Here is a 25,606-nt window from a genome sequence, read left to right as displayed (position 1 = left end):
TTTTAAAAAGGAGGCAGAACAGATTGAGGAAATGGCGGCACACGATGATCGTCCTGCTGACAGGCTGCACGCTGTTGTCTGCCTGCACAGCCAGAGGAACTACTACACCGGCATCTGCTCCCTTACAGGAAGAGGACAATCAGGAAAATGGCCAGGTACTCACTGTTGTGAACCCCGAACCGGCCAAGTCGGAGAGAGCGGCGTCGGAAGAATCGACCCAAAAATATCAGATTCAAACCCGGTTGACCGATTTTAAGCTGATGACAGAAACGACAGGCGTGGCCTGGGGCATTACCCGCGGCGAGCTAAGGCTTTATACGACTAGCGATAGAGGCGCGACATGGACCAATATTTCGCCGGCGGCCACCATCCCTTTTCCGAGTAAGATCAGCTACGGGAAAGAGATGTTTTTTCTGGATCAAAGCCACGGCTGGATCATGAGGAAAGCGGAGGGTTCTACAGAAGGAATCCTGCTTCGGACCGAGGATGGGGGCATGAACTGGAAAATATCGTCGCTGCCGTCGAACGCCAGTCCCAGCAGCGTTTATTTTGCATCTCCCGACCGGGGCTGGCTTGTCTCCGTAAGCTCGGCTTCTCCCGGCAACCAGAAGAAATCCCTTTATAATACTTATGACGGCGGGAAAACATGGGTAGCCGCCAAAGACGAGGTCGTCAGCTCCGGCCAGGCGGGAACTTTGGCAAACCTTCCGCAATACGGCTATTATACGGATATGAATTTTACGACAGAACAGCAGGGATATGTGCTTCTTCAGGAATTGATAAAACCGGATCTTTTTACTACTAGCGACGGCGGGCAGCATTGGAAGGCCAGCGCAGCTTTCTTTAACAAGCAGGATTTGGGAGACTGCGACAGTTATACGGCGGAGGAAATCCGGTTTTTTAATGGAAGCGGACAAACGGGAATGATCCCGGTAAGATGCGCCAAAGGTACGGCCTCGAAGTACAGCGCCTATTTTACGTCAGACGGGGGGACAACGTTCCAATTCGTCGATTTCCCGCTGCTTTGGCAGTCGGGTGTGAATGCGGCGCTCGCGCCGTTTTTCGTGAATGAACAGGAAGGCTGGAGTCTGCAGGGCCACGATTTATATCATACCGCCGATCAGGGAAAAAGCTGGACTCCTTTGCCTGAAAGCCCTAAGCTGGTCGCAACCTTAAAGGACTATCCGGAGGTCGTAAAGCTGCAATTCATTTCACCGGATTATGGCTGGATTCTCGTGCAGAACAGCGAGGAAAATACCTCGCGGCTTCTTTCTACCAAAGACGGCGGACGTAGCTGGCAGATGCTTTAAACAAGCATTGTGCCGGCTTTTTTTATGTTCGCCTTATTGTCTATTTCATTTAAAGGACCCGAAGCGGAGACGGTTTTTATATTTGTGAAATAAATCACATAATTATAGAGAGTCTTGTGATATATTTAACGTGTAAAGAGGAAGAGCATTAAAAACCAAGCAGCAGCAAAGAAAAATCAAACCCACCTAAGGAGTGAACGATAATGAAAACTCAATTATTTGATAATACGACTACCAGAAACCTGCTCCAATTCTGCTACACTTGTACGGATGCCCATGAATGCACGACCGAAGAAATCTGCAGAGAATGCTGGGCGGCCAACAACCTGCTTGAAGAAGAAGAAGCCGGCGAAACCCGTCAGCTGCTTATGGACTATTATGCTTAACCGGCAAGCCGGCAGCGGCTTTGCGGCTTGCAGATAACCTTCTCCCGGAATCAACGGGGGGAGGTTATTTTTGTAGGAAAAGGACGAGCTGCCGCATTTCTTGTACGACCGGGTAATCAAGTTTCCGTTTGACCCGCATATATTTAGAACAAGCGGGGAAAGCAGGTTGAGTTCACCGTTTCCGAAGCCAAGGAGGGGAGTGGGCATGCTAACCGGATTGGAAATGTTTGATGTGACGGGTTCGGTTATTCCCGTGTTTTTTATTGTCATTTTAGGCATTTTGGCGATTTCGGCCAGCGGCGGGATTTACCGGTGGGTTCGGAACAACCGTCAGCCGGTGTTGACGGTACAAACTACGGTCACGAGCAAACGAACCGAGGTCAGCTACCGGCACAGCAGCGATTCGGATACCCATCGTTCCGTAACCCGCTATTTTATCACCTTTGAAGTGGAAAGCGGAGACCGGTTAGAGTTTGAAGTCCGGGGCGAAGAGTATGGCCAGACGGCGGAAGGCGATCTTGGCAATCTTACGTTCCAGGGCACGCGGTATCTTGGCTTCAGACGCCATGTGCAGGGTTACGCCCGCCAGTTTCCGGATATTCACCGGAGTCATTAAGTCCGCACGTGCGATAGAGCCGTGCCCACAGCCGGGCTGTCCACCAGGTTGGATGGGATGTAGAAGTCTAAGATGAACAACGTTAGGTTGAAGAAGAAAGCGGGGATTTGGTTTTGTGCAGGAGGATCTTAACAAAAAACAAACAGCCCCGGAGGCAACCTGAACGGTTCCTTGCGGGGCTGTTGTGTGTCCAGCAGATCAAGTGCGTACTCACTTTAGCTACGAGGACAACGCTTCCGGTTTGTTCAAATTATCAAGCAGCGCTTGCGCCACCTGGCGGGCACTGGAGAATGCTCTCTCCGCGAGTTCCCCTTTGCCTACGCAGCCGTCGCCGCAGAAGTAAAACGGCACCCCGGCCAGCGTGCTCGGAAGGAGCTGGTTGGACGCGATATTTTTGACGCTGGAAACCATGGCCTTTTTCGAAACGCGTTTGACCTCAACCGAATCCCGCCAGCCCGGATAATATTCGTCGAACAGCTGCTCCATCCGGCTTTGTTTGTGATCCATATAGGCTTTGCGTTCCTCGTCCGATTCGAAATGGTCATTGAGGTAGGCGATGCCCTGCAGCAGCTGGCCGTTCTCCGGAACGACCGTATGGTCGGTGGCCGAAACGTCGCTGATGAACATTTTGTTGTCCATATCGCTGATGTAATGGAAAGGGCGAGCTACCACTTTGGAGAAACCGACGTCGTACACCATCACTTCGGTGCTGGTGTTGCCGGCAAAAGGGGATAGAGCGGCCTCCCATGGCGTATTTTCCATGATTTTGCTGACCTGCTGCACCGGAATGGCGAAGATGACGGCGTCAAACTCCAGGTTTTCCCGTGTTTTCGTGTTCAGAATAAGCGATTCGCCTTCCTGGCGGAACGTTTCCACCGGTTCTTTGACCGAAATCGTCCAGCGGCCGCTGTTTTCAATCTTTTGCTGCAGCTGATCGGTAATGACCGCCCAACTGCCGAGAATATAGTTGACTGGCTTGGAGGAAAGGAAAAGGTTATGATAATATTCGGCAATAACGGTGCCCGGCACTTTGCGGGCTTCTTCAGGCGTAATAAAGAAATTGGAGCAGACCAGGTGCTCCCACAGCTCTTTGACATCGTCCGAGGCATGGGAATGATCCAGATATTCGCCTAGCGTCGGGTAGTTTTTTAATTGATGAATGTTGGCAATGATGGCAGCGACTTCGCCGACAAAACGGACTTTCTCAAAAGCTGACAGCACGTTTGTCTTTACAATGTTCATGAAATCAAGAGGGGCGAGGGTCAGCTGGTTGTGTTTGGCATAAACCACTCTCCGTTTATCGACCTGCTTGCTTTCAAACTGGAGTCCCAGCTCCTGCTTCATTTGAGAAATCGTATTGCGATCGATGCCGTAAACGGCATGCGCGCCGTAATTCAGGGTAAATCCGGATTTCTGATACGTAAATGCACGACCGCCAAGCTGCGGGCTGCGTTCAAAGACGACGCCTTCCACGTCGGGATGCTCCGACAGGTAGGCTGCGGCGGTAAGGCCGGCAAGTCCTCCGCCGATCACGGCTATTTTCATGAATCGTACCTCCTCAAGGTTTGTGGAGCAAAGCTGCAAATTTCTTCAGTCAGGCTTCATGTTCGCGATTCAATTCACTATTAGTATATGTTATTCATGAAAGCGCGTCCATAGAAATAGACACGTTTTGTTCAAAAATGCAATCGCATTCATTTCCTTTTGTACTTGCCATTTATTTATCTATGGATATAGAGAGGGGCGGCCTTATGCGTCGTATTTTTATCGGTTTGGATATAGGGACCACTACAATTACCGGTCTTATCTGTGATTTGGAGGAAGGCCGGGTTTTGCACCGGTTCACGGAGGATCATGAACGCGGCTTCCTGAAAGGAAAGCAGGATTGGGAGCGGCTGCAGGACGCCGAGGCCATCGTGCGGCAAACGAAGCGGATTTTAGACCGGCTGCTGGGCTTGGAACCGGAAGCGGCGGGGATCGGCTTAACCGGGCAGATGCACGGCATTGTTTATGTGGATGGCCAAGGGTTGGCGGTCAGTCCGCTTTATACCTGGCAGGACGCCAGGGGAGGACAGGCGGTGCCGGGAGATTCCCGGACGTATGCAGAGCGGACAAGCGATGATATCGGCAGCCCGCTGGCTCCGGGTTACGGCCTGGCTACACACGCCTATAATGCCGGGCATGGGCTTGTTCCCCCAACGGCCGCTTCGATGTGCACGATTGCCGATTATGCGGCGATCAGGCTGACCGGCAGCCGGCAGCCGCTGCTCGATGCGACTCAGGCAGCCGCGATCGGAGGCTACAGCGCGGAGCTGGGCGATTTCGACCGGATGGCGGTCAGCCGTGCGGGGCTGGACGCCTCCTTGCTTCCCCAGGTTGTCCCTTCGGGAACGCGGGTTGGATATAACTCGCGCGGCATTCCGGTGTATGTCTCCCTGGGAGACAATCAGGCGAGTTTTCTCGGCAGCGTTGCCGATCCGGAAACGACCGTGCTGGTGAATATCGGGACCGGCAGCCAGCTGTCTGTGTATTTGCCGGAACCCGGTGCCAAGCTGGAGGTAGTGCCGGCGGGCATGGAAGCCCGCCCATATCCAGGCGGCGGAGTGCTGATGGTCGGCGCGGCGCTGAGCGGGGGCAAATCCTATGCGCTGCTGGAGCGTTTTTTTCAGGATATAATTGAAGCCTTCACCGGTCAGCCGCGGCAGGCGCGGGATGTTTATGCCTTTATGGACAAACTGCTGCGGCAAACGCCGGGGCAGGAGCAGGGGCTCGCGGTCCGCCCTTTGTTTCTGGGGACAAGAACGGATCCGGAGGCCAAAGGCAGCATTGAAGGCGTAACTTTGGACAACTTTACGCCCGGCCGTTTGGCCCATGCTTTTTTGAAAGGGATGGTGCAGGAGCTGCATGATTTTTATCGGGGGCTGCAGGATTTCCATACGCTCGAGCTTACCCGGCTTGCCGGCTCCGGAAATGCGCTAAGGTCCAATCCGGTCTTGCGGGGCAAAGCGGAAGAAGTCTTCGGGATGCCGATGAAGCTGAGCCCTTCCCCGGAAGAGGCGGCGATCGGAGCGGCTTTGTGCGCTGCGGTCGGCAGCAGCAGTGTGGAAAATTTTCGCGAGGCAGGTCGGTTTATTGAACAACTGCAGCCGGCGGAGTAGCCTGACCCGGTTTACGGAAAGTCACGTGTATCTCTCGGTTGGGGTGCCAATTAAGCATAAAAAGGAGTCCCCAGAGAGGACTCCTTCCCATTCTGAACGGACTAATGCTGAGGTTTTCCTTTCATGCTTGTTATGTCAATTTGTAAACTCTGGCCTCGTAAGGCCGGAGGGTGATTTTTTCATCGGCTTCTTTCGTATTCTCGTGTTCTGAAGCATTTGGATGTTGGCCTTTGTCTTCGTCTTCCACCTTGTAATTGGATATTAAAAGCCCTCTCGACGCTTTGCGGAGTTTCTCCGGCCATTCGAAATCGGGCGTCCCGTCGAAGAAATTCAATATGACCAGCAAGGTCTCTTTGTCCAAAGTGCGGGTATATACATAAAGCTCCGGATCCAGCGGCATAAGCAGCTTATATTCACCATATACGATTACCTTGTGCTGCTTCCGGAGAGCGAGCAGGCTGCGGTAATAATGAAAAATTGAATCCGGATCCCGGACGGCTGAAGCGACATTAACCTCTTTATAATTATCGTTGACGTTGATCCAGGGCTCTCCATCCGTAAATCCCGCATTTCTGCCGTCATTCCACTGCATAGGGGTTCGCGCGTTATCGCGGCTTTTGGCGTGAATGGCTTTCATCGTCTCATTAGCGGGTTTACCGTTCAGCTTGGCTTGTTCGAAAAAGTTCAGCGTCTCCACGTCCCGGTATTCGCTGATCTCTTCGAAGGCGATATTCGTCATCCCGATCTCTTCGCCTTGGAAAATATACGGCGTTCCTTCCAGCGTCAGCATAAAGGTCGCCAGCATTTTTGCCGACTCCACTCGGTATTCGCCGTCGTTCCCGAACCTGGAGACCGGTCTTGGCTGGTCGTGGTTGCCCAGATAGTTGGCGTTCCAGCCCTTTTGGTGCAGGGTGGTCTGCCACCGGCTCATGATTTTCTTGAGCTCCAGCAAGGTCCAAGAGCGGGTTTGCCATTTTCCCGTCCCGGCAGAAGCCGCATCCAGATACATGTGTTCAAACTGAAAGACCATGTTGAGTTCATGCCGTCCGTCGCCGACATATTCCAGAGCCTGCTCGGGACCCAGCCCGGACGTTTCGCCAACCGTCATAATGTCGTAATCCATCAGCACTTCTTCATTCAGCTTGCGCAGCATCACATGGACCTTCTCCAGATTCGAAAACAGCTGGTACGCCTGCACTACAGGCAAATGCTGCGGATCGTCGGCATCCGGAAGTCCCTTGGTTTTGACGATATGGGCGATCGCGTCGAAGCGGAAGCCGTCGATGCCTTTCTCCAGCCACCAGCGGATCATTTTGTACAGGCTGTGCACCATCTCGTCGTTTCGCCAATTGAGGTCCGGCTGGTATTTGGAATAGAGGTGCATGTAAAATTCATCGGTTTCGCCGTCATGCTCCCAGACCGAACCGCTGAAGTACGATTCCCAGTTGTTGGGGAACAAGCCGTTATGGCCAGGACGCCAAATGTAGTAATCTCGTTTGGGATTATCCTTAGAGCTTCGGGATTCCTTAAACCAGGCGTGCTGATCGGAGGTGTGATTAAGGACGAGGTCCATCATGATTTTCAGCCCGCGGGCATGGGCCTGCATCAGCAGCTCTTCAAAATCGTCCATAGTTCCGAACTTGGGATCGATGGCGTAATAATCGCTGATGTCATAGCCGTTGTCTTTGCCCGGGGACTGATAAATCGGACAGAGCCAGAGGACATCGATGCCCAAATCCTTCAGGTAGTCCAGCTTGGAGATGATGCCCTGAAGATCTCCGAACCCGTCGCCGTCTGAATCTTTAAAGCTGGAAGGATAAATCTCGTAAACGGCTGCTTCTTTCCACCACATCGTATTCATTTAAAAATCCTCCTTTGCCTCTGCGAATATGAAAGGGATGCCTCCGGTACGTTCCTGCATGCAGGGTGAAGTGAAGGCTTTAACCCTTCCCGCCTTGGAAAGAAGGATATTTGGTCATGCCGCCGTCTGCGAACAGGGTGATGCCCGTCACATAACTCGATTCCGAGGAGGCGAGCCAGGCGGCAACGGCGGCGATTTCCTCCGGTTTGCCGATATAGCCGAGCGGGATCAGCGACTCCACGCCGGCCCGGAGTTTATCGTCCGCAAATTTTACGGCATTAATCGGCGTGTTAATGGCACCGGGGCCGATGTTGTTGACGCGGATCCCTTTGGGGGCGAATTCTAACGCCAGCGTTTCGGTCATCATTTTGATGCCGCCTTTGCTGGTTGCGTAGTGAACGAAATGAGGCCAAGGGATCATCTCGTGTACGCTGGAGACGTTGATGATACGCCCTTTGATTTGATGGTCGAGCATATATTGGATGGCTTCGCGGCAGCCCAAAAAAGCTCCAGTCAGATTTACGTCCAAAATCCGCTGCCAATCCTGGAGCGCCAGCTTTTCCGACGGGACTTCATTTTCGATGCCGGCGTTATTCACGATAACGTCGATCGAACCAAACTGATCATGCGCGGCCTGGATCAAAGCTTTCACGTCCTCTTCTTTGGAGACGTCGCCGAATACGCCGATCGCTTTCCCGCCGTAAGATTCGATTTCCTTGATCAACGGCTCCACGTTATCTCTGCCGCTAAAATAATTGATCACCACGTTGGCTTTCTCCTGCCCAAACCGCAAAGCCATAGCTCTGCCGATCCCGGTCGAAGCCCCCGTAAGGATGACTGTGTTTCCTTCCAGATCCGTATACATGATGTTTTCCTCCCGTCCTCATTCATGATGTAAACCCACCATTTATTAACCCATTATTTGCGGATTCAATAAGGGAGGGGAAGGAGGTAAGGGGAGCCGTTCGGGCGGACCTCAATTTACGCTGTTTAAACCGCCGGAATTTTTGTTGGTTTTCCGTCTCCAAAACCGGACGATTTCAGAAAGAACGAACAGTACAGGAAGGTAGACGAAGATGATATATTCTCCGACCCTTCCATACAGATCCATAACCCATTCGATATGGCGTGGTTTGGTAACGACAAACAAAAGGGCCGCGAAGCCGCATAATATGACAGCCAGGCTGATTCGCGGTTTAATGCGCATGCTGGCTTTTAACGTATGACAAGATGCCCAAACCCCTAAGCCTATAAGTGCCAATATTTTAAGCATCCATAAAGTGAGGACAATATATTCCGTTCTTTGCATAAGGGGAATCTCTACCATCGAAACCAGACTTAGCGTAGGCCATAAAATCAATTTTAACTGTTCGGGACAGAAATACATCAGGGCGACCAGCAGCATATGCAAGTAGACCAAACAAGAGGCCGTCACCGCCCAATACCCCCATTTATTAGAGGGCTTCTTGTTATGTTGGATAAACGGATAAATAACCAGCAATACGTCGCAGCCAATAAATTGACGGGACATTATTCTAGCCGACTGCAGGATTTCCAGAGGGCTGTGATTCATTACGGGCTGCAGGTTTCGGATCTGCAGGAAGGGGAATACAAGCATCCACTGGGGAAAAATAAAGCAGAAAATAAAGAGGGTTCCCCAGAAGCACATGCCTGCAATGGCTTGAAAACCTCCGCTAACGAGATAATAGACCAATCCCAGCAGCACCAGGCTGATCGGCCACAAATTCATCATAGGAAAAATCCAGATTTGTATCACCTCGAGATAAAAGCGGAAGGTGCTGAAGGCGCCCAGCAGAAAATGAAAAACAAATACGGCATTCAGAATCATTCCGGCGCTTCTGCCGAAGTAGGATTGGTGTATGCCGACAAGATTTGCCTGCTCGGGTTTTTGTGCGCCGAGCAGGCGGAACATCATCCAAAAGATGACCAGGATGCAAAGGGAAGAGAACAGCAGCGAAACCCAGGCGTCATTCCCGGCCGGATTCACGATTTCATGTTGAAAATTCATCATTCCCACGCTGACCAAACTTACATACGTCAAAAAAAACAGATGGATGGGTGAAACCGTATATTTGTCCTTTACAAGTTTGCTCACTTTCCGCCCTCCTTTTTACAGGGAATTAATCCTGCGTTCCGCACTGGATGATCTTCAGCTGAACCTGCACTTCCGTCTGGAGGGACGGATAAGCGGCATAAAACCGTTTAGCGTTCCAATGCCGATCCTTGCTTCTAAAAATCTCCCCTATGCCAATGGGATCAACATTTTTTAAGCAGCAATAGCGGATAAAAGCCTCCAGTTTTGAACTCATATACTTTTCCAATTGCTGTTCGAATTTTTCAAGCTCGGAAGGGGACTCCAGCTTGATGTCCTGAGGGATGTTCCGAACGACAATTTGGCCTTTGACTTTGATTTTTAGCGACGGACGATCAAAGGATACCGGGGAATAAACAGGCTTGGAGGAAGCTATTTTAACAAGGGCGACACGGTCTATTTGGGCTTCGGAATCGGATAAAGGCATAACAAAGGTTCCGTTTTTGGCATTTTGGGTCAAAATCTTCAGCCACAACGATTGTTCGTTATCCATATTGCAAACCCATCGGTCTTCGGCGAACAAAGCAATTCCGCTGATTTTAATGTTTCCATGCGTATCCACCTTAAAGGAGGGCAGAAAAAGATCCTTGCCTCCCCGATAGAAATCCTTTAGCACGAGGTGGAGGTTCTGTTCCGGAAGGTTTGCATATTTGGTGTTTTGCATGGCCATGTTCATTAAGTACAAAGGATCTTTACTATTCACGGAGGTTTTCAGGAGATCCGCGGCTTGAGAGTCCGAAACGCCTAATATCAGCCTGCTGGACACCTTTACGTCCCTGGATAAAATATTTAATACCTCCCCGATGCCGCGTTTGGCATAGTCCTTTCCAAAAACCAGCATTCTCATTTGTCCGTACTCAATAGGATCATTGGATTCCTCATTCAGCAGAGGGATCATATCGAAACTGTTGGTGGATCTGCTTTTCATCAGCTGTACGGTCGTCTTTTCTTTTTCTCTGTAATCCCCGATCAATGCGCTTCCCCGGACTTCCTTGCCTTCCAAGTCAAAGCCCGCTACCTGGATCAGTTTGATCCGATTAATGATCTGCGAGTTTCCACAGCCGCAAAGAAGGACAAAAGGAAGAAATGCCAACACCAATCTGAGAAGCACTGCTCTACGACTGCTTTCACGAATGCCTGAAAGATTGCTCAAAGCCTTCACTCCTCATCAAAATCAGTGGTGCGTTTACGTTTGTCCGGTTTATAGCGGATCTTGGAACCCGTTTTCAAAAAAGTGGGCCGTCTGTTGATCTGGGTATAAGAGGAGCGGATAAGACTGTCTCCCAGATCCTTTACTCGCAGCGGATAAAAAGGGACCGTATACGGATACCCGAGCGATCTCAGCCTGGAGAGATGAATGATCAGAAAGCTGAGGAATATGGCTATTCCTAAACTTCCCCAAATGGCAGCCAGGATGATAACGGGAAACCTCAAAAAGCGAATCGCGTTCGACATTTTGTAAATAGGTGTTACAAAGGAAGTTAACGCGGACAGCGAAACGATAATGATCAGGATATTGCTTGTCAAAGCGGCCTCTACGGCGGCTTGGCCCAAAATTACCCCGCCGACGATGCCTAAAGTCTGGCCGATCCGGCTGGGCAGCCGTGCACCGGCTTCGCGAAGAAATTCAATCGTTGCTTCAAGAATTAAAACCTCCAGCACGGGCGGGAACGGGACGTTTTGCCTGGAGTAGATAATGCGGCTTAACAGCTCCTTCGGAATAACTTCATAATGATAAGTAGTTAAAGCGACATACAGCGAGGAAGCGAACAGCGTAAAGATAACCCCGAAAATACGGATCATCCGGAAAAATGAACCCAGCAGCCAAGGCATGTAATAGTCTTCTGGAGAAATGAAGAAATCAAACAACGTCGAAGGACCGGTTATAAAATAAGGTGATCCTTCGCTAATTACGGCAACCTGGCCCTGCGAAAGGGCATAGACGACGCGGTCTCTTCTTTCGGTAGTCGTAAACAACGGAAAAGGGGTAAAGGAGTTATCCGAAATAAGCTGATCCAATTGAGACGTATCGAACACGATTTCGAAATCGATGGCGGACAGCCGTTTCGTCATTTTTGCGACATTTTCGGGGTTCGCTACACTGTCAAGATAGAGAATGATAACCTTGGATTTGGAAGTGGAGCCGACGGTCACCTCTTTGACGATCAGATCCGGCGTGCACAGCTGGGTGCGGACGAGATGCAGATTGGTGTCCAAATCCTCGACGAAACCGACCTTGGGGCCAATGACGCTGAATTCAATATCGGTTTCGTTGTTGGTCCGCATGCCTTTTTTGCTCGGAAGCGGGACCAGAGCAAAGCGGTTCTCCGCATCCTCCCGGATCAATAAATGCCCCTTTAGCAAACGGTGTTTGATTTGCTCGGTATCTTCCGTAATTTCCATACCCTCTATCGGGAGATAGAGCAGCATATCTTCCAGCGTGGTCACGGATATTTCCTTTTCCGGATTCTGCAGGTTATGTAGCAGCCGGGAAAACGTATCCCCGCTGATTAAGGTTTCGTAGTACATAAAGGTGAAACCGGAATGGAAAAAAGGAAGAGGAAAGGTTATGAAATCGCTGGAACGACGGCAGTCGGCCAGAAATAGCTCAAGATCCGAGAGGTCCGGACGGGCCATAGGGTTATCATCCATTCTTGATTTGGTGTTACTTAAGGTTTATCAAACAGGAAAAATTTATACGTTTGGGATTCCGCAGGAAACCCTGGAAACGTAAACCCATCCATAACAAGGTTATTCGCTTTCCGACAAACCGCGGTGGATCTGATCCAGGTTCCACTGCATCATTTTCAAATAGCTGTCTCCGTCTTCGCCCGGCTTGCCGGTAGAGTCCGTAAACAGTTTGCCTGCGATCGGAACGCCGGTCGCTTCGGACAAACTTTCCATACTGCGGGGATTAACGCTGGTTTCCACGAATAGGGCGGGGACCCGCTTCGATTTGACGATATCGACAATCCGCTGCATTTGATCCGGAGTGCCCTGGTTTTCCGTATTGATCTCCCAAATATACTGGGCTTCCAGTCCGTAAGCGGCGGAAAAATATTTAAATGCGCCTTCGCTGGTCACTAATATGCGCCGCTCTTTAGGGATGTCCGCAAACCGGGTTACGGCTTCCTGATGAAGTTTCTCCAGCTCGGCCATGTATCCTGCCGCGTTCGACTCGTAAGTATTTTCGTTCGCCGGATCGATGCGGCTTAAAGCATCCCGCACATTTTGAACGTACCGGATTCCGTTTTCCAAATTAAGCCAGGCATGGGGATCCTGCTCGGATTCTTTGCCGGCGGAAGTCAGATATTTGGGCTGTACGCCTTCGCTTAAAGCCACAACGCTGTCGTCTTCCAGCGATTTGCCCACGGTTTCGAGCATTTTGCTGAACCATCCGTTGCCGGTTTCCAAATTTAATCCGTTATAGAAAATCAGCGAGGCTTCGCTTGCGTGCTGTAGGTCCGCAGGCAGCGGATCGTATTCGTGCGGATCCGTGCCGACCGGCACTATGGAGTAGAGAGAGAGGTTTTCGCCGCCAACCTGCCGGACGATATCATACAAAATGGAATTGGTCGTGAGCACGACCGGCTTGTCGCCTTGCCCGGCGCCGTTTGGCCCGGACTGCTTGCTTGCACTGGGACTCGCCGGACCGGAGGAGCATCCCGCCGCCAGCATCAAAGCCAGTGCCGTAAGGCAAAGCACGAAATAGGTCTTTATTGTTTTCCACGGTTGTTTACCGCGTTTCTTGAGGGAGTGTTTATCGGGCCGAATCATGGCTTCCATGTTCAAATCCTCCTTTTATTTCATTAATGTGATGATTGAAGGTTCAGGCCTGCAGATTCGATTTCCGTTTCCGCGCCAGAAGCAAACGCCATAACACGCCTTGTTTCGGCGATAAAGCAAGCGCAAGTCCGAACAGGACGGCGGACACCAGCACGATGGCGGCGCCTGAAGCCAGGTTGTACTGGTAGCTGAAGAAAAGTCCGATTACGGCGGACAAGGCGCCGAACAAGGCGGATAACAGAATCATCACCGACAGCCGGTTCGTCAGCAGATAAGCGGTCGAGGCCGGCGTAATCAGCATGGCGACGACAAGAATGATCCCGACGGTCTGAAGGGAGACGACGGTTACCAGCGTAAGCAGCGTCATCAGGAAATAATGGATCAGCCGGTTCGGCAGGCCGTACGCTTTGGACATTACCGGGTCGAAGGAGCTGACCAGCAGTTCTTTATAGAACAGATAGATGAGCAGCAGGATAAGCAGCCCAACGATAAAAGTGATCCGCATATCGGCTGCCCTGACGGCCAGCACATTGCCGAAGAGGATATGGTACAAATCGCTGGAGCTTTTGGCGAAGGTGATCAGAATAATGCCGATCGCAAAAAAGGCGGTAAAAACGATGCCGATGGCCGAGTCGTTTTTGATCCGGCTGTTCTGGCTGACATAACCGATGCCAAGCGCAGTCAGCACCCCCGTAACCACGGCGCCGATAAAAAAGTTGAGCCCAAACATATAGGAAAGGGCCACACCCGGAAGCACCGCATGGGAGATCGCATCGCCCATAAGCGCCATCCCTCTCAGGATGATAAAACATCCGATCACGCCGGAAATAATCCCTACCATTACGGAGGTCAGCAGTGCATTTTGCAGAAACGGGTATTCAAGCAGCGCATAGATGAAATCCATTAAACCTTCACCTCCTTCGTCTGAAAAAAAGCCAGCTGTGAAGCGTAAGCTTTCATCATCGTTTCGGGCTTAAATACTTCCTGAACAGGGCCGGCGGCAATCAATCCGGCATTAAGCAGCACCAGCTCATCAAAATATTCCGAGGTTTTGCTGAGATCATGATGCACGATCAGCACGGTTTTGTTCTCCTTCTGCTGTTCCTTCAGCAGAAGCATGATCGCTTCTTCGCTGGCGGCGTCGATGCCGACGAACGGTTCATCCAGGCAAAAGATTTCCGCCTCCTGCGCCAATGCCCGGGCCAGAAAAACCCGCTGCTGCTGGCCGCCGGACAGCTCGCCGATCTGCCTGCGGGCGAAATCGGCCATGCCGACCTTCTCCAGGCAGCGATAAGCCCATTCCTTGTGCGTCTTGCGGGGGCGTCGCAGCCAGCCCAGCTTGGGGTAAGTGCCGAGCAGAACGGTATCCAGCACCGTAATCGGAAACGTAAAATCAATTTCGCTGCGCTGGGCGACATAAGCAATCCGGGCTCGGACTTCCTTAACCGGTTTGCCGAGCAGGCGGATTTCGCCATGGTCCTTGGGGATCAAACCGAGCATCGATTTCAGCAGCGTGGATTTGCCGGCCCCGTTCGGACCGATAATGCCTACTCTTTTTCCGGGGGCGATCTCAAAAGTCACGTTGTCTAATGCGGCTTTTCCGTGATAGGAAACAAATAGGGCTTTCACGGAAGCGGCGGGGATAGACATGTTCATTCTCCTTTTCAAATCAGTTTTTTAAGCCGGGGGAAGCTGTTCTTTTTTAGCCAATGGACATTCTTTTATACATGGGACAAATTATTAAACGAAAACAAATATGTTTACCTAAGGAAACTTATTTGGCATTAATGTAATATACGAAAGGGAACTTGTAAAGGTGTTTTTCAAAATTTTTGCCGCTCTTAAGGGTTGACTCGCAGGGCCAAGTCCCTTTACAATTTGCTTAATCGTAATTTTTACGATTAAAGAAAGGGGCTGAACCGATGTCTGCTGAAAAAATTCCCGTAACCGTATTAAGCGGTTATCTGGGCTCAGGAAAAACGACCGTGCTAAATCACGTGCTAAACAACCGGGAGGGTTACCGGGTTGCCGTGATCGTCAACGATATGAGCGAAATCAACATCGATGCGGATCTGGTCAGGGAAGGAGGCGGCATTTCCCGGATTGACGAACAGCTGGTAGAGATGTCCAACGGATGTATTTGCTGCACGCTCCGCGAGGACTTGCTGCTGGAGGTGGAGCGTCTGGCCACGGAGGGGAAATACGATTACATTCTCATTGAATCGACTGGAATCGGCGAACCGGTGCCTGTTGCGCAAACCTTCAGCTATGTGGATGAGGAGAACGGGATCGACCTTACGCGGCTGACCCGCTTGGATACGATGGTAACCGTCGTTAATGCGCCTGAATTCCTCAAAGACTATCATTCCAGCGAAACGCTTCAGGACCGGGGACAGGAAGCGGGTGAAGAGGATGACCGCAGAATCGTTAATCTGCTGATCGAACAGGTGGAATTCTGTGACGTGCTGGTCATCAATAAATGCGACCTGGTTGAGGAGAAAGAGCTGGAGCACCTGGAACTTGTGCTGCGCAGCCTTCAGCCTTCCGCGAAAATCGTCCGTACGGTTCAGGGGCAAGTCGATCCGAAAGACATCATGAATACGGGTTTGTTTGATTTCGAGAAGGCCAGCCAGTCGGCAGGCTGGATCAAAGAGCTGATGAAAGAAGAGCACACCCCGGAAACCGAGGAATACGGCATTCACTCTTTTGTATATAAAAGAAAAATTCCATTCCATCCCGAACGTTTCATGAAATGGGCGGGAAAATGGCCCGCTGAAGTGGTCCGCTCCAAAGGTTTGCTGTGGCTGGCCACACGCAACAGGAACGCTTATTCGTTCAGCCAGGCCGGAAGCTCCAAAACGATATCCAGCGCAGGGCTGTGGGTATCGGCACTCACGGAGCAGGAGAAGGAGTTTTACGGGGTCCGGGAGGAAGACCGCTCACCCGATTGGGACGAGAAATTCGGCGACCGGGTCACCAAGCTGGTGTTTATCGGCGTGGATATGAATCAGGAGGAGATCGTCCGCAGCTTGGATCTGGCTTTATTAACGCCTGAAGAAATGGCGGGCGACTGGACCAAACTTAGGGACCCGCTGCCCAAAATGTGACCCACGAAACTCTATTACCCTATGAAAGCTATTGTTGGATGGAAAGGGAGAAGTCGGCCGGCAAGAAAAGGGGCTGGCTGCTTCTCCAAAGATGCTTCACCAGAGAAATGTTTAGGCGGGTTTACAAATCGTAATCATTACGATAATATTAAAAGGTCTAATCGTAAGAATTACGCTTAATTACGATCTACATAAGGTTAATGAAACGTCCTGCAGGAACAATGGCCTTAAATCTATGATTAAAAAAAAGGGGTAATCAATCTATGAAATTACAGAAACGACTGCTTGCTGTTCTATCTTTATCTTTCGTGCTGCTAGCCGCCGGCTGCGGCTCTAATGGCAATGCGGGATCCGCTAACGGAGGCAGCAGCTCGCCGGCCGCGTCCGGACAGCCGGAGACTTCGGCTTCAGCATCCGGCAAAAAACTTCAAATCAAAGCCAGTTTTTACCCGATGTATGAATTTACCCGCCATGTGGCTGGGGATTTAGCCGATGTGCAGGTTTTGATTCCAGCTGAAGTGGAGCCGCATGACTGGGAGCCGACAGCAAAGGATCTTGCGGAAATTACGGACGCTGACGTTTTGATATACAACGGAGCAGGCCTGGAAGGCTGGGTCGATCAGGTCACTTCCAGCGCAACGGGCGGAAACCTGACTACGATCGAAGCCAGCAAAGGACTAGATATCATGGACGGTTTTGTAGAAGAAGACGAAGACGAGCATGAGGGGGCAAAAGAAGAAGGCGACGACCATGGCGGTCTCGATCCGCACGTTTGGCTGTCCCCCGCCTTGGCTATCAAAGAGGTAGGGAACATCGAAGAAGGGTTGGCCCAGGTGGATCCCGATCATGCCGATGCTTACAAAGCCAATGCCGATGCTTATATAGCTGAGCTTCAAAAGCTGGATCAAGATTACAAAGACGGGCTTAAGGACGTCAAACGGAAGGACTTTATTACGCAGCATGCCGCGTTTGGTTATCTGGCCAAAGAATACGGCCTGACTCAGGTGCCGATTGCCGGTTTGTCGCCGGAGCAGGAACCGTCCGCCGCGAAAATGGCGGAAATCGTTGATTTTGCCAAACAGCATGACGTAAAGACAATTTTCTTCGAAACGCTGGTCTCTTCCAGCGTGGCTGATACGATCTCCAAAGAAATCGGAGCCAAATCCGCTGTTTTGAACCCGATAGAAGGCTTGACCCCTGAGGAAGAAAAGAACGGCGATGATTATATGAGTATTATGCGCCAAAATTTGGAAGCTTTGAAAACGGCGCTTAACGAATAGGAAAAAATAAAAGAGAGAGGCCTTTATAGCGCCTCTCGTATCTCTACCGCAGCCGGAAATCTCCCGGCTGCGTTTTTTTCGTTTATTTCCCCGGATTCATCCTAGAAGGCTTTGATATACTCCGAAAAATTTTCCTGCAAATAACGGGAGTTAATATCCTCTCTCAAATGGTGCTGAATCAGTTCGTCGAGCTGATCCGCCTCTTTATGAATCATGAGCTTAAGCAGCCTTTGATGCTCGGCATGTATCGCTTGGAGTTTTTCTCTCTTCAGCATGTGCAGCCTGCGGTACCGCGCGTAATGGACATTAAACTGCTGAACCAGCTTCCACAGGAATTCGCGGCCCGCCAGCCGGAACAGGCAGTGGTGGAAAGCATCGTCCAGGCTCAGAAACTGGTCTGACGCGTCTTCCTTATGAATGACGGACAGCTGCCGGTCCAGAATCTCTTTAAGTTCATGGATGCCCGTAAGCTGCAGACGGCCCGCCAGGTGCTGGAGGATATCTTTTTCCAACACGCTCCTCAAATAAATGATTTGCTCGACCGACTCCAGATCGATATAAGATACGATATTGCCTTTCTTGGGATATACGTCTATGTAGGACTCCAAGCTGAGCTGCTTCAGCACGTCCCGGAGCGGCGTTCTTGAAATCCGATAATGCTCGGACAAGGCGGTTTCGCTGAGCAGGCTCCCCGGCTTCAATTTTAAGGTAATGATATCGTTTTTAAGGGCGTTCATGATTTCGTTTTTGATCGACATGGTAACTCCTGCTTGTCTATTGAATTTTAAACTAGTATACAACAGGTGTGGAAATAACAAAAGCGGCTTCTTTTGGGCAGTTTCATCATGGAGTCCTATGTTTAGTTTATATGATTATTCCATATAGGGTCTTTTGAGCAAAATGGGTTATTGACAGCAGTAGGCTTATATTTTATGATCAGAACAAATCTTGTATACAAGAGTTAATCGCGGGTAGCCGCGAAGGGGAGGGTTCCGAGATGAACATGACGTGGAGATGGTATGGGGAAGGAAATGACAACATTACTTTGGATCACATCCGCCAGATTCCGGGAGTAATGGGTATCGTTTGGTCTTTGCATGACAAGGTGGCCGGAGAAGTTTGGGAGATGGAACGTATTCAGGAGGTTGCGCACCAGATCACGAGCAAAGGATTCAGTACGGCGGTTGTGGAAAGCGTTAACGTGCATGACGATATCAAAATCGGACGGCCGACCCGGGATCACTATATCGACGTTTATATCGATACGATCCGCAAGCTTGCCAAGGTTGGGGTTAAGGTCATTTGTTACAATTTCATGCCAGTATTTGACTGGACGCGCACCGAGCTCTATAAGGAACTGCCTGACGGTTCAAACGCCCTGTTTTATGAAAAGGCGGCCATTACCGACAATCCGCGTGAAATTATAGACCGCTTACTGAACGGCGCAGGGAAATTCACGATGCCGGGCTGGGAGCCGGAACGGCTGGCCAAGCTGGATGAATTGTTTGCGGCTTACGCGGATGTCTCGGAGGAGATGCTGTTCGATAATTTGAAATATTTCCTGGAACGCATCATTCCGGTGTGCGAAGAAGTCGACATCAAAATGGCGATTCATCCGGACGATCCGGCTTGGCCGATTTTTGGGCTTCCGCGCATTATCCGCAGCCGGGATACGATCCGCAGGTTCCTGGACATGGTTGACAGCCCGTATAACGGACTGACCTTCTGCACGGGGTCGCTTGGAACCAACCCGGAAAATGATCTGCCGGCCATGATCCGCGAGTTTGCGGACCGGATTCATTTTGCCCATATCCGCAATGTCAAAGTGTTCGACAACGGGGATTTCATCGAGGTTTCCCATCGGGGACGCGACGGCAGCGTCGATATCCCGGAAGTCGTTAAGGCCTATCATGAAAACGGATACACTGGTTATGTCCGTCCCGACCACGGCCGCCATCTTTGGGGAGAAGAGGCCAACTGCCGCCCGGGCTACGGTTTGTATGACAGAGCGCTTGGCGTTATGTATTTGCTGGGCGTATGGGACAGTCTCGAAAACGCAGGGAAGGTGAAATAAATGCTTCATTTATCCTTAAGCGGTCTTTCTGATGTATCAGGCTGGCGGACGGCTGGCGTGGAGCTGCCGAAGTTTGATATCGGGCAGGCAGCGAGGAATACGCAGGCGAAGCCGGAATGGGTGCATTTCGGCACTGGCAATATTTTTCGCGGTTTTGTGGCGAATTGCCAGCAAAAGCTGCTCGATAACGGACTAGCAGATACGGGGATCGTTGCGGTCGTGCCTCGCGATACGGAAAGCATCGACAAGATCTATAAACCGCATGACAACCTGACCCTTCTGGTCCAGATGAATGCGCGCGGCGAATATCAGAAGAAGGTGATCGCGAGCATCGTCGAGGTCATCGGGGCCGACCCGAACCGGGAGAAGGATAAGGAACGGCTGAAGGGGATTTTTGAACATCCGGACCTGCAGATCGCCAGCTTCACCATTACGGAAAAAGGATACTCGCTCACCGGTCCGGAAGGCCGGTATCTGGAAGAGGTAGAGAAAGACCTGGCCGGCGGGCCTGGTCAGCCGGTTGCCCATTTAATGAGCCTGGCCGCTTCGCTTGCCTACCGCCGTTATAGAAAAGGCCGATACCCTATAACCTTCGTGAGCATGGATAACTGCTCCCATAACGGGGAGAAGCTCAAAAACAGCATCGTGACGATTGCCAAGGAATGGGTCCAAAGAGGCCTGGCGGAGCAAGGATTCGTAACTTATCTGGAAGACGAAAGCCAAGTGGCTTTCCCGCTGACGATGATTGATAAAATTACGCCGCGTCCGTCGGAGAAAGTGGAAGCGCTGCTGCGGGAGGCGGGCATGGAAGGCTTGGATATCCTTGTCACCTCAAAAAATGCCGCGCTCGCCCCTTTCGTAAACGCGGAAACGAGCGAATACCTGGTGATCGAAGACAAGTTTGCGAACGGACGGCCGCCGCTCGAAGAAGCAGGCGTCATCCTGACGGACCGGGAAACGGTGATCAAGGTGGAAACAATGAAGGTTACTACCTGCCTGAATCCGCTGCATACGGCGCTTGCCGTGACGGGTTGTCTTCTCGGCTACACCTTGATTGCAGACGAAATGAAAGACGACACGCTGCGCAGGCTGGTGGAGAAAATCGGCTATGACGAAGGCCTCCCGGTAGTTGTCGATCCTAGCATTCTGAATCCCCGCCGTTTCCTGGACGATGTGTTAAAGGAACGTTTCCCGAATCCGTCCATTCCGGATACGCCTCAGCGGATTGCCGCGGATACGTCGCAGAAGGTAGGCATCCGGTTCGGCGAAACGATCAAAGCGTATCGGGACCGCAAAGATCTTGACCCGGCCCGGCTAACGGGAATTCCGCTGGCCATTGCCGCGTGGTGCCGTTATTTGATTGGCGTCGACGATGAAGGCAAGCCGTTCCGGCTAAGCCCGGACCCTTTGCTGGACGTTTTGCAGGCAAGGCTTGCAGGAACGGCCTTGGGCGATTCATCCTCCAGCGTAAGGGCTGTTCTGGAGGATGAGAAGATTTTTGGCGTTGACCTGTACGAGGCAGGTTTGGGAGAAAAAATCGAAGGCCTGTTTTATGAAATGCTAGCGGGGCCGGGAGCCATACGGCGAACTTTGGAGAAGTATTTGAATTCAGGGACAAAGGAGTGAACAAAGGACGATGAAACCTTTTATTCAGGAAGATTTTTTGCTGCAGTCCGAAGAAGCCCGTATTCTTTACCACGATTATGCCAAAGCCATGCCGATCATCGATTATCACTGTCATCTGGATCCGAGGCTGATCGCCGATAATCAACCTTTCGACAGCATCACGGACGTTTGGCTGGGGGGAGACCATTATAAATGGCGGGCTTTAAGGACGGTTGGCGTAGAAGAAAAGTATATTACCGGCAATGCCTCGGATGAAGAAAAATTCGCTAAATGGAGCGAAGTGCTTCCCTACACGATTGGCAACCCGCTTTACCACTGGTCGGCGCTTGAGCTGAAAACGTATTTCGGCATCGAGGAGCCGCTGAATCCGGGCAACTGGCGGGACATATATGACCGCTGCAACCGCCTGCTGGCCCAGGATGATTTCAGACCGCAAGGTCTGATTACACGCTCCAACGTAAAATGGATCTGTACGACGGACGATCCGGCTGACGATCTGGCTCATCATATGCGGATAGCCGACAGCCAGAAGCAGGCCGGCGGGCAGGCTAAGGACGGAAAAGGAGGCGGAGCGTTTGTTACCCGTGTGACGCCTACGTTCCGGCCGGATAAAGCGCTGCAGATCGGAGCGGATTCTTTTCCTGGCTATGTCAAACAACTGGAGCAGGCGGCGGGTTATGCCATTACTACCTACGCTTCGATGGAACGCGCCTTGCTGGAACGTGCCGACTATTTCAACCAACACGGCTGCCTGATCTCTGACCATGGCTTTTCGGATTTGCCTTATGCGGAGGCTTCGCCATCCGTGCTGGAAGACCTTTTTAGCAGAAGGTTGAACGGACAAAGCTTAACCAGCCTGGAATGCGAGCAATATACGACGGCTTTATTCCTGGCGCTTGGCCGGAAATATGCGGAGCTAGGCTGGGCGATGCAGCTTCATATCGGTGCGATCCGCAATCCGAACTCCCGTAAATTTAAAGAGTTAGGGCCAGATACCGGCTTTGATACGATCGGCGATCTCACCTATGCAGACCGGTTATCCAAGCTGCTTGACGGTCTCGAACGCACGAATGAGCTGCCGAAGACCATTCTGTACAATTTGAACGCTTCGCAAAATGACGTCCTGGCTGGGATGGTAGGTTCTTTTCAGGGAGAAGGCATAAAAGGGAAAGTGCAGTTCGGCTCAGGCTGGTGGTACAACGACCAGAAAGACGGCATGCTCAAGCAGCTGACTTCGTTATCCAACCTTGGACTGCTCAGTTGTTTTGTGGGCATGCTGACGGATTCAAGATCGTTCCTGTCCTATACGCGTCATGAGTATTTCCGCCGGGTGCTCTGTAATTTAATCGGAGGCTGGGTTGCGGACGGCGAAGCGCCGAGGGATCTGCCGTTCCTGGGGACAATCGTGCAGGATATTTGCTTTCATAATGCCGACAAGTATTTTGGGTTGAATTTGAGCGCAAGCAAATAACGGTTGGCTTAAATCTTCCGTTGCAGTAAGGGTAGGTAGTTGAAATAACGCAAGACTGCAAACAGGGTGAAAGGCTCTGTTTGTGGTCTTGCGTATTTTTTTGAATAAAGTAGATGTAGAACTTTTAGCCCTTCGATATAGGCCCGGTATATTTGACAGTAGACCAATTAACCTTTATATTTTAATTGTAATTATTACGATTAATAGAAAGAAGCCGGTTTGTTGTCAACGGGAACAGTTTCCGAAAATATGCAGTATGGCAATTGTAACGGTTCAGCAAACCTAATGATGCTTACAATAAAATTTACGAGATGAGGCGAAGAAAATGAACATCGAAAAGAGAATTCATCCTGAATTAAAACCGGTATTGCAATTCGCCCCGGATGACGTAGCGGCAAGTTGGACACCCGAAGAGATTGCTAAATTGAGAGTTGATATTCCGCTTGTAGCAGATCCGAAAGTCAAAATATCGCAACGTTATATATCAGGACCGGAGGGGGCTCCGGATATTCGAGTCTTAATCTACGAACCTCAGCAGAAAGAAAATCCTCTCCCGGGGGTTCTTTACCTTCATGGCGGAGGTTATGCAACAGGCGGAACGCAGGAGCTTACGGACGAGCCTTTACAAAGCTCATCGGAGGCGGGTTATGGATACCTTAATTACATTTACAATTTTGTCATAGAAGCCAATTGTGTTGTTATAGCTCCGGAATATAGGCTGGCTCCTGAAGATCCATTTCCGGCCGGAGTTGAGGATTGCTACGCGACTTTAGAATGGATGTCCGCAAATGCAGGTGCACTCGGCATCGATTCCGATCGTATCGGTGTGTTTGGCAACAGTGCCGGAGGCGGGTTAACGATAGCCGTCTGCCTGATGGCGCGTGACCGCAAAGGCCCAAGCATCCGTTTTCAAATGCCTCTCTACCCGACAATGGATGATCGGCTTAACACGCCATCCAATTATGAAATCACCTATGGCGGGCTCGTAAATAGAGAAATGTGCGAAAGGCTTTGGAATATGTATCTTGGAGAAGGACACAAGGAACGGGAGATTTCTCCTTATGCGGCGCCGGCCAGAGAGAAAGATTATGCGGGTTTGCCTGCCTGCTATACTTTTGTAGGAGAGTTGGATCCGCACAGGGACGATACTCTGGCTTATGTTACCCGATTAGTTCAGTCCGGGGTGCCTACCGGTTTTTCACTGTATCCGGGGTGTTTCCACGGTTTTGATATTGCGGTTCCCCAAGCTGCAGTGAGCCGCCAGGCGGTAACAATCGCTGTACAAGCCATGAAAGAAGGTCTTTGGGGGTAATTCGGACAAATGCAAAAAAGACGAATTCCTTCACAGGGAAGGCTTCGTCTTTTTTGTGTATGTGCCAGTTCACCTTTTTATGGCTTGGATCCAAGGAAGGGAATAGGGAATGATTTAAATTACGTAAAATAATAATTTGACGAATAATTATCAGATGATTATGATAAAACCAAGGAGGTCCGGCCGATTATGGATAAAACCCAAAAGCTTGATTACATGAAACGAATCGATGCTAAATTAGCCGATTTGCCTTGGTACGTTACTGAATACATAGACAGCCGCAAACGCAAGTTATCCCATACAACGCTGCTGAATTATTGCCATGACTACATCATCTTTTTTGACTGGCTGGTTGCTGAAAAATTTTCGGCTGCAAGCCGCGTCGAAGTCAGTCTGGCTGAGCTGGAGTCGTTGACGGTCCGGGAAGTTGAAAATTTCCTGTCGTTCCTGGAGTACCAATTGGGAAACACGAAACTGACCATCAACCGCAAATTATCTGCGCTGAAATCGCTGTTTGATTATTTGCAGAACAAAGCCGAAACCCAGGATCTGGAGCCGTATATCCGCCGCAACGTGATGGCCAAAGTGGAATTTAACGCCGTCCGTGAAAGCCAGGAAACGATCGCCAACCGGATTGAAGGCAAAATCCTCCGGAATGACGATTATGAGCTGTTCAGGCAGTTTGTTGCTTATGATTTTGGGCAAAAAAATAAAACGAACAAAAGACTATACCGATTCCATGAATTCAACTGCGAACGCGACACAGCGATCGTTTCCTTAATTTTGGGATCCGGGCTGCGTTTATCCGAGGTTGCCGGTATCAATCTGGCCGATCTGGATATGAACAAAGGATTGATACGCGTTTTGCGGAAAGGCAATAAAGAACAATACGTTTATTTCAGCCAGCAGGCCTTGAGTGACCTGGAAAGCTATTTGAAGATCCGTGAAGCGCGGTATAAACCGGAAAAAGCTGAAGATTATTTGTTTATGGCAGCTCCAATCGGCCGCAAAGGCAAAAACCGGCGTTTAACGCCAAGAGCCATTGAAAAGCTGATCGAAAAATATGCCGCCGCATTCGGCAAGCCGGCGCTGACGGTTCATTCGTTGAGACACTCTTTTGCAACCCGTTACCATATGGAAAACAACGACGTCCCGCGCCTTAGAAATCAATTGGGGCATTCGTCGATCCAAACCACGATGATCTACACGCATTTGACGGATGAAGAGATGAAAGCTGCGGTTAATAATATGGATAAATAAAAGGACTGTACGGTCGGTCATATAGAGTTCGGATACTGGGGCAAAAGAATAAGAATAGCCGGTTGTTAAGCTGGCATTCTTTATTTCTTTAGTACTTTTCCACAAAACTCGTATTTTGTACATATGTATGTAAATCATTTGTTGTCCTTATATACTGCTTTTCTGCATCAATAACTTGATGGGAATGCCCTTCTTCGAATCGCTTTCAATTTCATTCAATGCTTTGATACATCTTTTCAAATATGG

At 50.5% G+C, this 25,606-nt stretch carries 21 protein-coding genes; 11 read left to right on the top strand and 10 right to left on the bottom strand.

What is annotated here, in order from left to right; all coding sequences use genetic code 11:
- The first annotated feature begins 23 nt into the window (after nt 1-23).
- From AC3ZPD_RS03430 to AC3ZPD_RS03420, 3 genes are all read left to right on the top strand, one after another.
- Entirely contained in the window at nt 24-1,310 is a 1,287-nt protein-coding gene (locus AC3ZPD_RS03430) for a WD40/YVTN/BNR-like repeat-containing protein (protein WP_490982875.1), read from the top strand.
- A 203-nt stretch (nt 1,311-1,513) separates the two neighbouring features.
- Entirely contained in the window at nt 1,514-1,696 is a 183-nt protein-coding gene (locus tag AC3ZPD_RS03425; RefSeq protein WP_490982874.1) for a hypothetical protein, read from the top strand.
- 205 nt (nt 1,697-1,901) lie between these two features.
- Nucleotides 1,902-2,312 (top strand): DUF2500 domain-containing protein, encoded by a 411-nt coding sequence (locus tag AC3ZPD_RS03420; protein WP_490982873.1) that lies wholly within the window; start codon nt 1,902-1,904, stop codon nt 2,310-2,312.
- A gap of 219 nt (nt 2,313-2,531) precedes the next feature.
- Here AC3ZPD_RS03420 and AC3ZPD_RS03415 read toward each other — a convergent pair whose 3' ends face one another.
- A complete protein-coding gene (locus AC3ZPD_RS03415) occupies nt 2,532-3,896 on the bottom strand; it encodes an FAD-dependent oxidoreductase (RefSeq protein ID WP_490982872.1) in 1,365 nt (454 codons plus the stop codon).
- Nucleotides 3,897-4,063: 167 nt separating this feature from the next.
- Between AC3ZPD_RS03415 and AC3ZPD_RS03410 the strand changes: the two genes are divergently transcribed.
- Nucleotides 4,064-5,470, top strand: a complete 1,407-nt coding sequence (locus AC3ZPD_RS03410; protein WP_490982871.1) for a sedoheptulokinase — start codon at nt 4,064-4,066, stop codon at nt 5,468-5,470.
- A gap of 130 nt (nt 5,471-5,600) precedes the next feature.
- Here AC3ZPD_RS03410 and AC3ZPD_RS03405 read toward each other — a convergent pair whose 3' ends face one another.
- The 8 genes from AC3ZPD_RS03405 to AC3ZPD_RS03370 all read right to left on the bottom strand — a co-directional run bounded on the left by AC3ZPD_RS03405 (nt 5,601) and on the right by AC3ZPD_RS03370 (nt 14,880).
- Entirely contained in the window at nt 5,601-7,331 is a 1,731-nt protein-coding gene (locus AC3ZPD_RS03405; protein ID WP_490982870.1) for a glycoside hydrolase family 13 protein, read from the bottom strand.
- Between the two features lie 79 nt (nt 7,332-7,410).
- The gene (locus AC3ZPD_RS03400; RefSeq protein WP_490982869.1) at nt 7,411-8,196 is read right to left on the bottom strand and encodes a glucose-1-dehydrogenase; all 786 of its coding nucleotides are present in this window, start codon (nt 8,194-8,196) and stop codon (nt 7,411-7,413) included.
- A 111-nt stretch (nt 8,197-8,307) separates the two neighbouring features.
- The gene (locus tag AC3ZPD_RS03395) at nt 8,308-9,447 is read right to left on the bottom strand and encodes a GerAB/ArcD/ProY family transporter (protein ID WP_490982868.1); all 1,140 of its coding nucleotides are present in this window, start codon (nt 9,445-9,447) and stop codon (nt 8,308-8,310) included.
- A gap of 25 nt (nt 9,448-9,472) precedes the next feature.
- Complete coding sequence (locus AC3ZPD_RS03390) at nt 9,473-10,597, bottom strand: Ger(x)C family spore germination protein (protein ID WP_490982867.1); 1,125 nt, start codon at nt 10,595-10,597, stop codon at nt 9,473-9,475.
- 5 nt (nt 10,598-10,602) lie between these two features.
- Complete coding sequence (locus tag AC3ZPD_RS03385) at nt 10,603-12,081, bottom strand: spore germination protein (protein ID WP_490982866.1); 1,479 nt, start codon at nt 12,079-12,081, stop codon at nt 10,603-10,605.
- Between the two features lie 114 nt (nt 12,082-12,195).
- Entirely contained in the window at nt 12,196-13,164 is a 969-nt protein-coding gene (locus AC3ZPD_RS03380; protein WP_490983420.1) for a metal ABC transporter solute-binding protein, Zn/Mn family, read from the bottom strand.
- Between the two features lie 109 nt (nt 13,165-13,273).
- Nucleotides 13,274-14,134, bottom strand: coding sequence for a metal ABC transporter permease (locus tag AC3ZPD_RS03375; protein ID WP_490982865.1), 861 nt, complete (start codon nt 14,132-14,134; stop codon nt 13,274-13,276).
- Nucleotides 14,134-14,880 carry a metal ABC transporter ATP-binding protein gene (locus AC3ZPD_RS03370; protein ID WP_490982864.1) on the bottom strand — a complete coding sequence of 249 codons (747 nt, stop codon included), beginning with the start codon at nt 14,878-14,880 and terminating at the stop codon, nt 14,134-14,136. The genes AC3ZPD_RS03375 and AC3ZPD_RS03370 overlap by 1 nt, the downstream gene beginning before the upstream one ends.
- A gap of 272 nt (nt 14,881-15,152) precedes the next feature.
- On the opposite strand from AC3ZPD_RS03370, the gene AC3ZPD_RS03365 reads away from it, so the two are divergent.
- A complete protein-coding gene (locus AC3ZPD_RS03365; protein ID WP_490982863.1) occupies nt 15,153-16,337 on the top strand; it encodes a GTP-binding protein in 1,185 nt (394 codons plus the stop codon).
- Nucleotides 16,338-16,600: 263 nt separating this feature from the next.
- Nucleotides 16,601-17,617 (top strand): metal ABC transporter substrate-binding protein, encoded by a 1,017-nt coding sequence (locus AC3ZPD_RS03360; RefSeq protein WP_490982862.1) that lies wholly within the window; start codon nt 16,601-16,603, stop codon nt 17,615-17,617.
- A 101-nt stretch (nt 17,618-17,718) separates the two neighbouring features.
- On the opposite strand, the gene AC3ZPD_RS03355 is transcribed toward AC3ZPD_RS03360, so the two are convergent.
- Nucleotides 17,719-18,375, bottom strand: a complete 657-nt coding sequence (locus tag AC3ZPD_RS03355; protein WP_490982861.1) for a GntR family transcriptional regulator — start codon at nt 18,373-18,375, stop codon at nt 17,719-17,721.
- A gap of 239 nt (nt 18,376-18,614) precedes the next feature.
- Between AC3ZPD_RS03355 and uxuA the strand changes: the two genes are divergently transcribed.
- The 5 genes from uxuA to xerS all read left to right on the top strand — a co-directional run bounded on the left by uxuA (nt 18,615) and on the right by xerS (nt 25,360).
- A complete protein-coding gene (uxuA, locus tag AC3ZPD_RS03350) occupies nt 18,615-19,691 on the top strand; it encodes a mannonate dehydratase (protein WP_490982860.1) in 1,077 nt (358 codons plus the stop codon).
- On the top strand, nt 19,692-21,317 hold the full coding sequence (locus AC3ZPD_RS03345; RefSeq protein WP_490982859.1) for a mannitol dehydrogenase family protein: 1,626 nt from the start codon (nt 19,692-19,694) through the stop codon (nt 21,315-21,317). It abuts the gene before it with no gap.
- Nucleotides 21,318-21,327: 10 nt separating this feature from the next.
- On the top strand, nt 21,328-22,788 hold the full coding sequence (gene uxaC / locus AC3ZPD_RS03340) for a glucuronate isomerase (protein ID WP_490982858.1): 1,461 nt from the start codon (nt 21,328-21,330) through the stop codon (nt 22,786-22,788).
- A 325-nt stretch (nt 22,789-23,113) separates the two neighbouring features.
- On the top strand, nt 23,114-24,100 hold the full coding sequence (locus tag AC3ZPD_RS03335) for an alpha/beta hydrolase (protein ID WP_490982857.1): 987 nt from the start codon (nt 23,114-23,116) through the stop codon (nt 24,098-24,100).
- Nucleotides 24,101-24,289: 189 nt separating this feature from the next.
- Nucleotides 24,290-25,360, top strand: a complete 1,071-nt coding sequence (xerS, locus tag AC3ZPD_RS03330) for a tyrosine recombinase XerS (RefSeq protein WP_490982856.1) — start codon at nt 24,290-24,292, stop codon at nt 25,358-25,360.
- Nucleotides 25,361-25,606: the final 246 nt, after the last annotated feature.

The sequence above is a fragment of the Paenibacillus mobilis genome (assembly GCF_058267595.1).
This window is presented reverse-complemented; position numbering and strand designations above follow the sequence as displayed.

What these genes read in the sequence shown, in the direction of transcription:
- AC3ZPD_RS03355 (WP_490982861.1), bottom strand. Translation starts at nt 18,375, where the DNA reads ATGTCGATCAAAAACGAAATCATGAACGCCCTTAAAAACGATATCATT.
- uxuA (WP_490982860.1), top strand. Translation starts at nt 18,615, where the DNA reads ATGAACATGACGTGGAGATGGTATGGGGAAGGAAATGACAACATTACT.
- AC3ZPD_RS03370 (WP_490982864.1), bottom strand. Translation starts at nt 14,880, where the DNA reads ATGTCTATCCCCGCCGCTTCCGTGAAAGCCCTATTTGTTTCCTATCAC.
- AC3ZPD_RS03385 (WP_490982866.1), bottom strand. Translation starts at nt 12,081, where the DNA reads ATGGCCCGTCCGGACCTCTCGGATCTTGAGCTATTTCTGGCCGACTGC.
- AC3ZPD_RS03375 (WP_490982865.1), bottom strand. Translation starts at nt 14,134, where the DNA reads ATGGATTTCATCTATGCGCTGCTTGAATACCCGTTTCTGCAAAATGCA.
- AC3ZPD_RS03335 (WP_490982857.1), top strand. Translation starts at nt 23,114, where the DNA reads ATGAACATCGAAAAGAGAATTCATCCTGAATTAAAACCGGTATTGCAA.
- AC3ZPD_RS03410 (WP_490982871.1), top strand. Translation starts at nt 4,064, where the DNA reads ATGCGTCGTATTTTTATCGGTTTGGATATAGGGACCACTACAATTACC.
- AC3ZPD_RS03420 (WP_490982873.1), top strand. Translation starts at nt 1,902, where the DNA reads ATGCTAACCGGATTGGAAATGTTTGATGTGACGGGTTCGGTTATTCCC.
- AC3ZPD_RS03365 (WP_490982863.1), top strand. Translation starts at nt 15,153, where the DNA reads ATGTCTGCTGAAAAAATTCCCGTAACCGTATTAAGCGGTTATCTGGGC.
- uxaC (WP_490982858.1), top strand. Translation starts at nt 21,328, where the DNA reads ATGAAACCTTTTATTCAGGAAGATTTTTTGCTGCAGTCCGAAGAAGCC.
- AC3ZPD_RS03425 (WP_490982874.1), top strand. Translation starts at nt 1,514, where the DNA reads ATGAAAACTCAATTATTTGATAATACGACTACCAGAAACCTGCTCCAA.
- AC3ZPD_RS03345 (WP_490982859.1), top strand. Translation starts at nt 19,692, where the DNA reads ATGCTTCATTTATCCTTAAGCGGTCTTTCTGATGTATCAGGCTGGCGG.
- AC3ZPD_RS03400 (WP_490982869.1), bottom strand. Translation starts at nt 8,196, where the DNA reads ATGTATACGGATCTGGAAGGAAACACAGTCATCCTTACGGGGGCTTCG.
- AC3ZPD_RS03360 (WP_490982862.1), top strand. Translation starts at nt 16,601, where the DNA reads ATGAAATTACAGAAACGACTGCTTGCTGTTCTATCTTTATCTTTCGTG.
- xerS (WP_490982856.1), top strand. Translation starts at nt 24,290, where the DNA reads ATGGATAAAACCCAAAAGCTTGATTACATGAAACGAATCGATGCTAAA.
- AC3ZPD_RS03405 (WP_490982870.1), bottom strand. Translation starts at nt 7,331, where the DNA reads ATGAATACGATGTGGTGGAAAGAAGCAGCCGTTTACGAGATTTATCCT.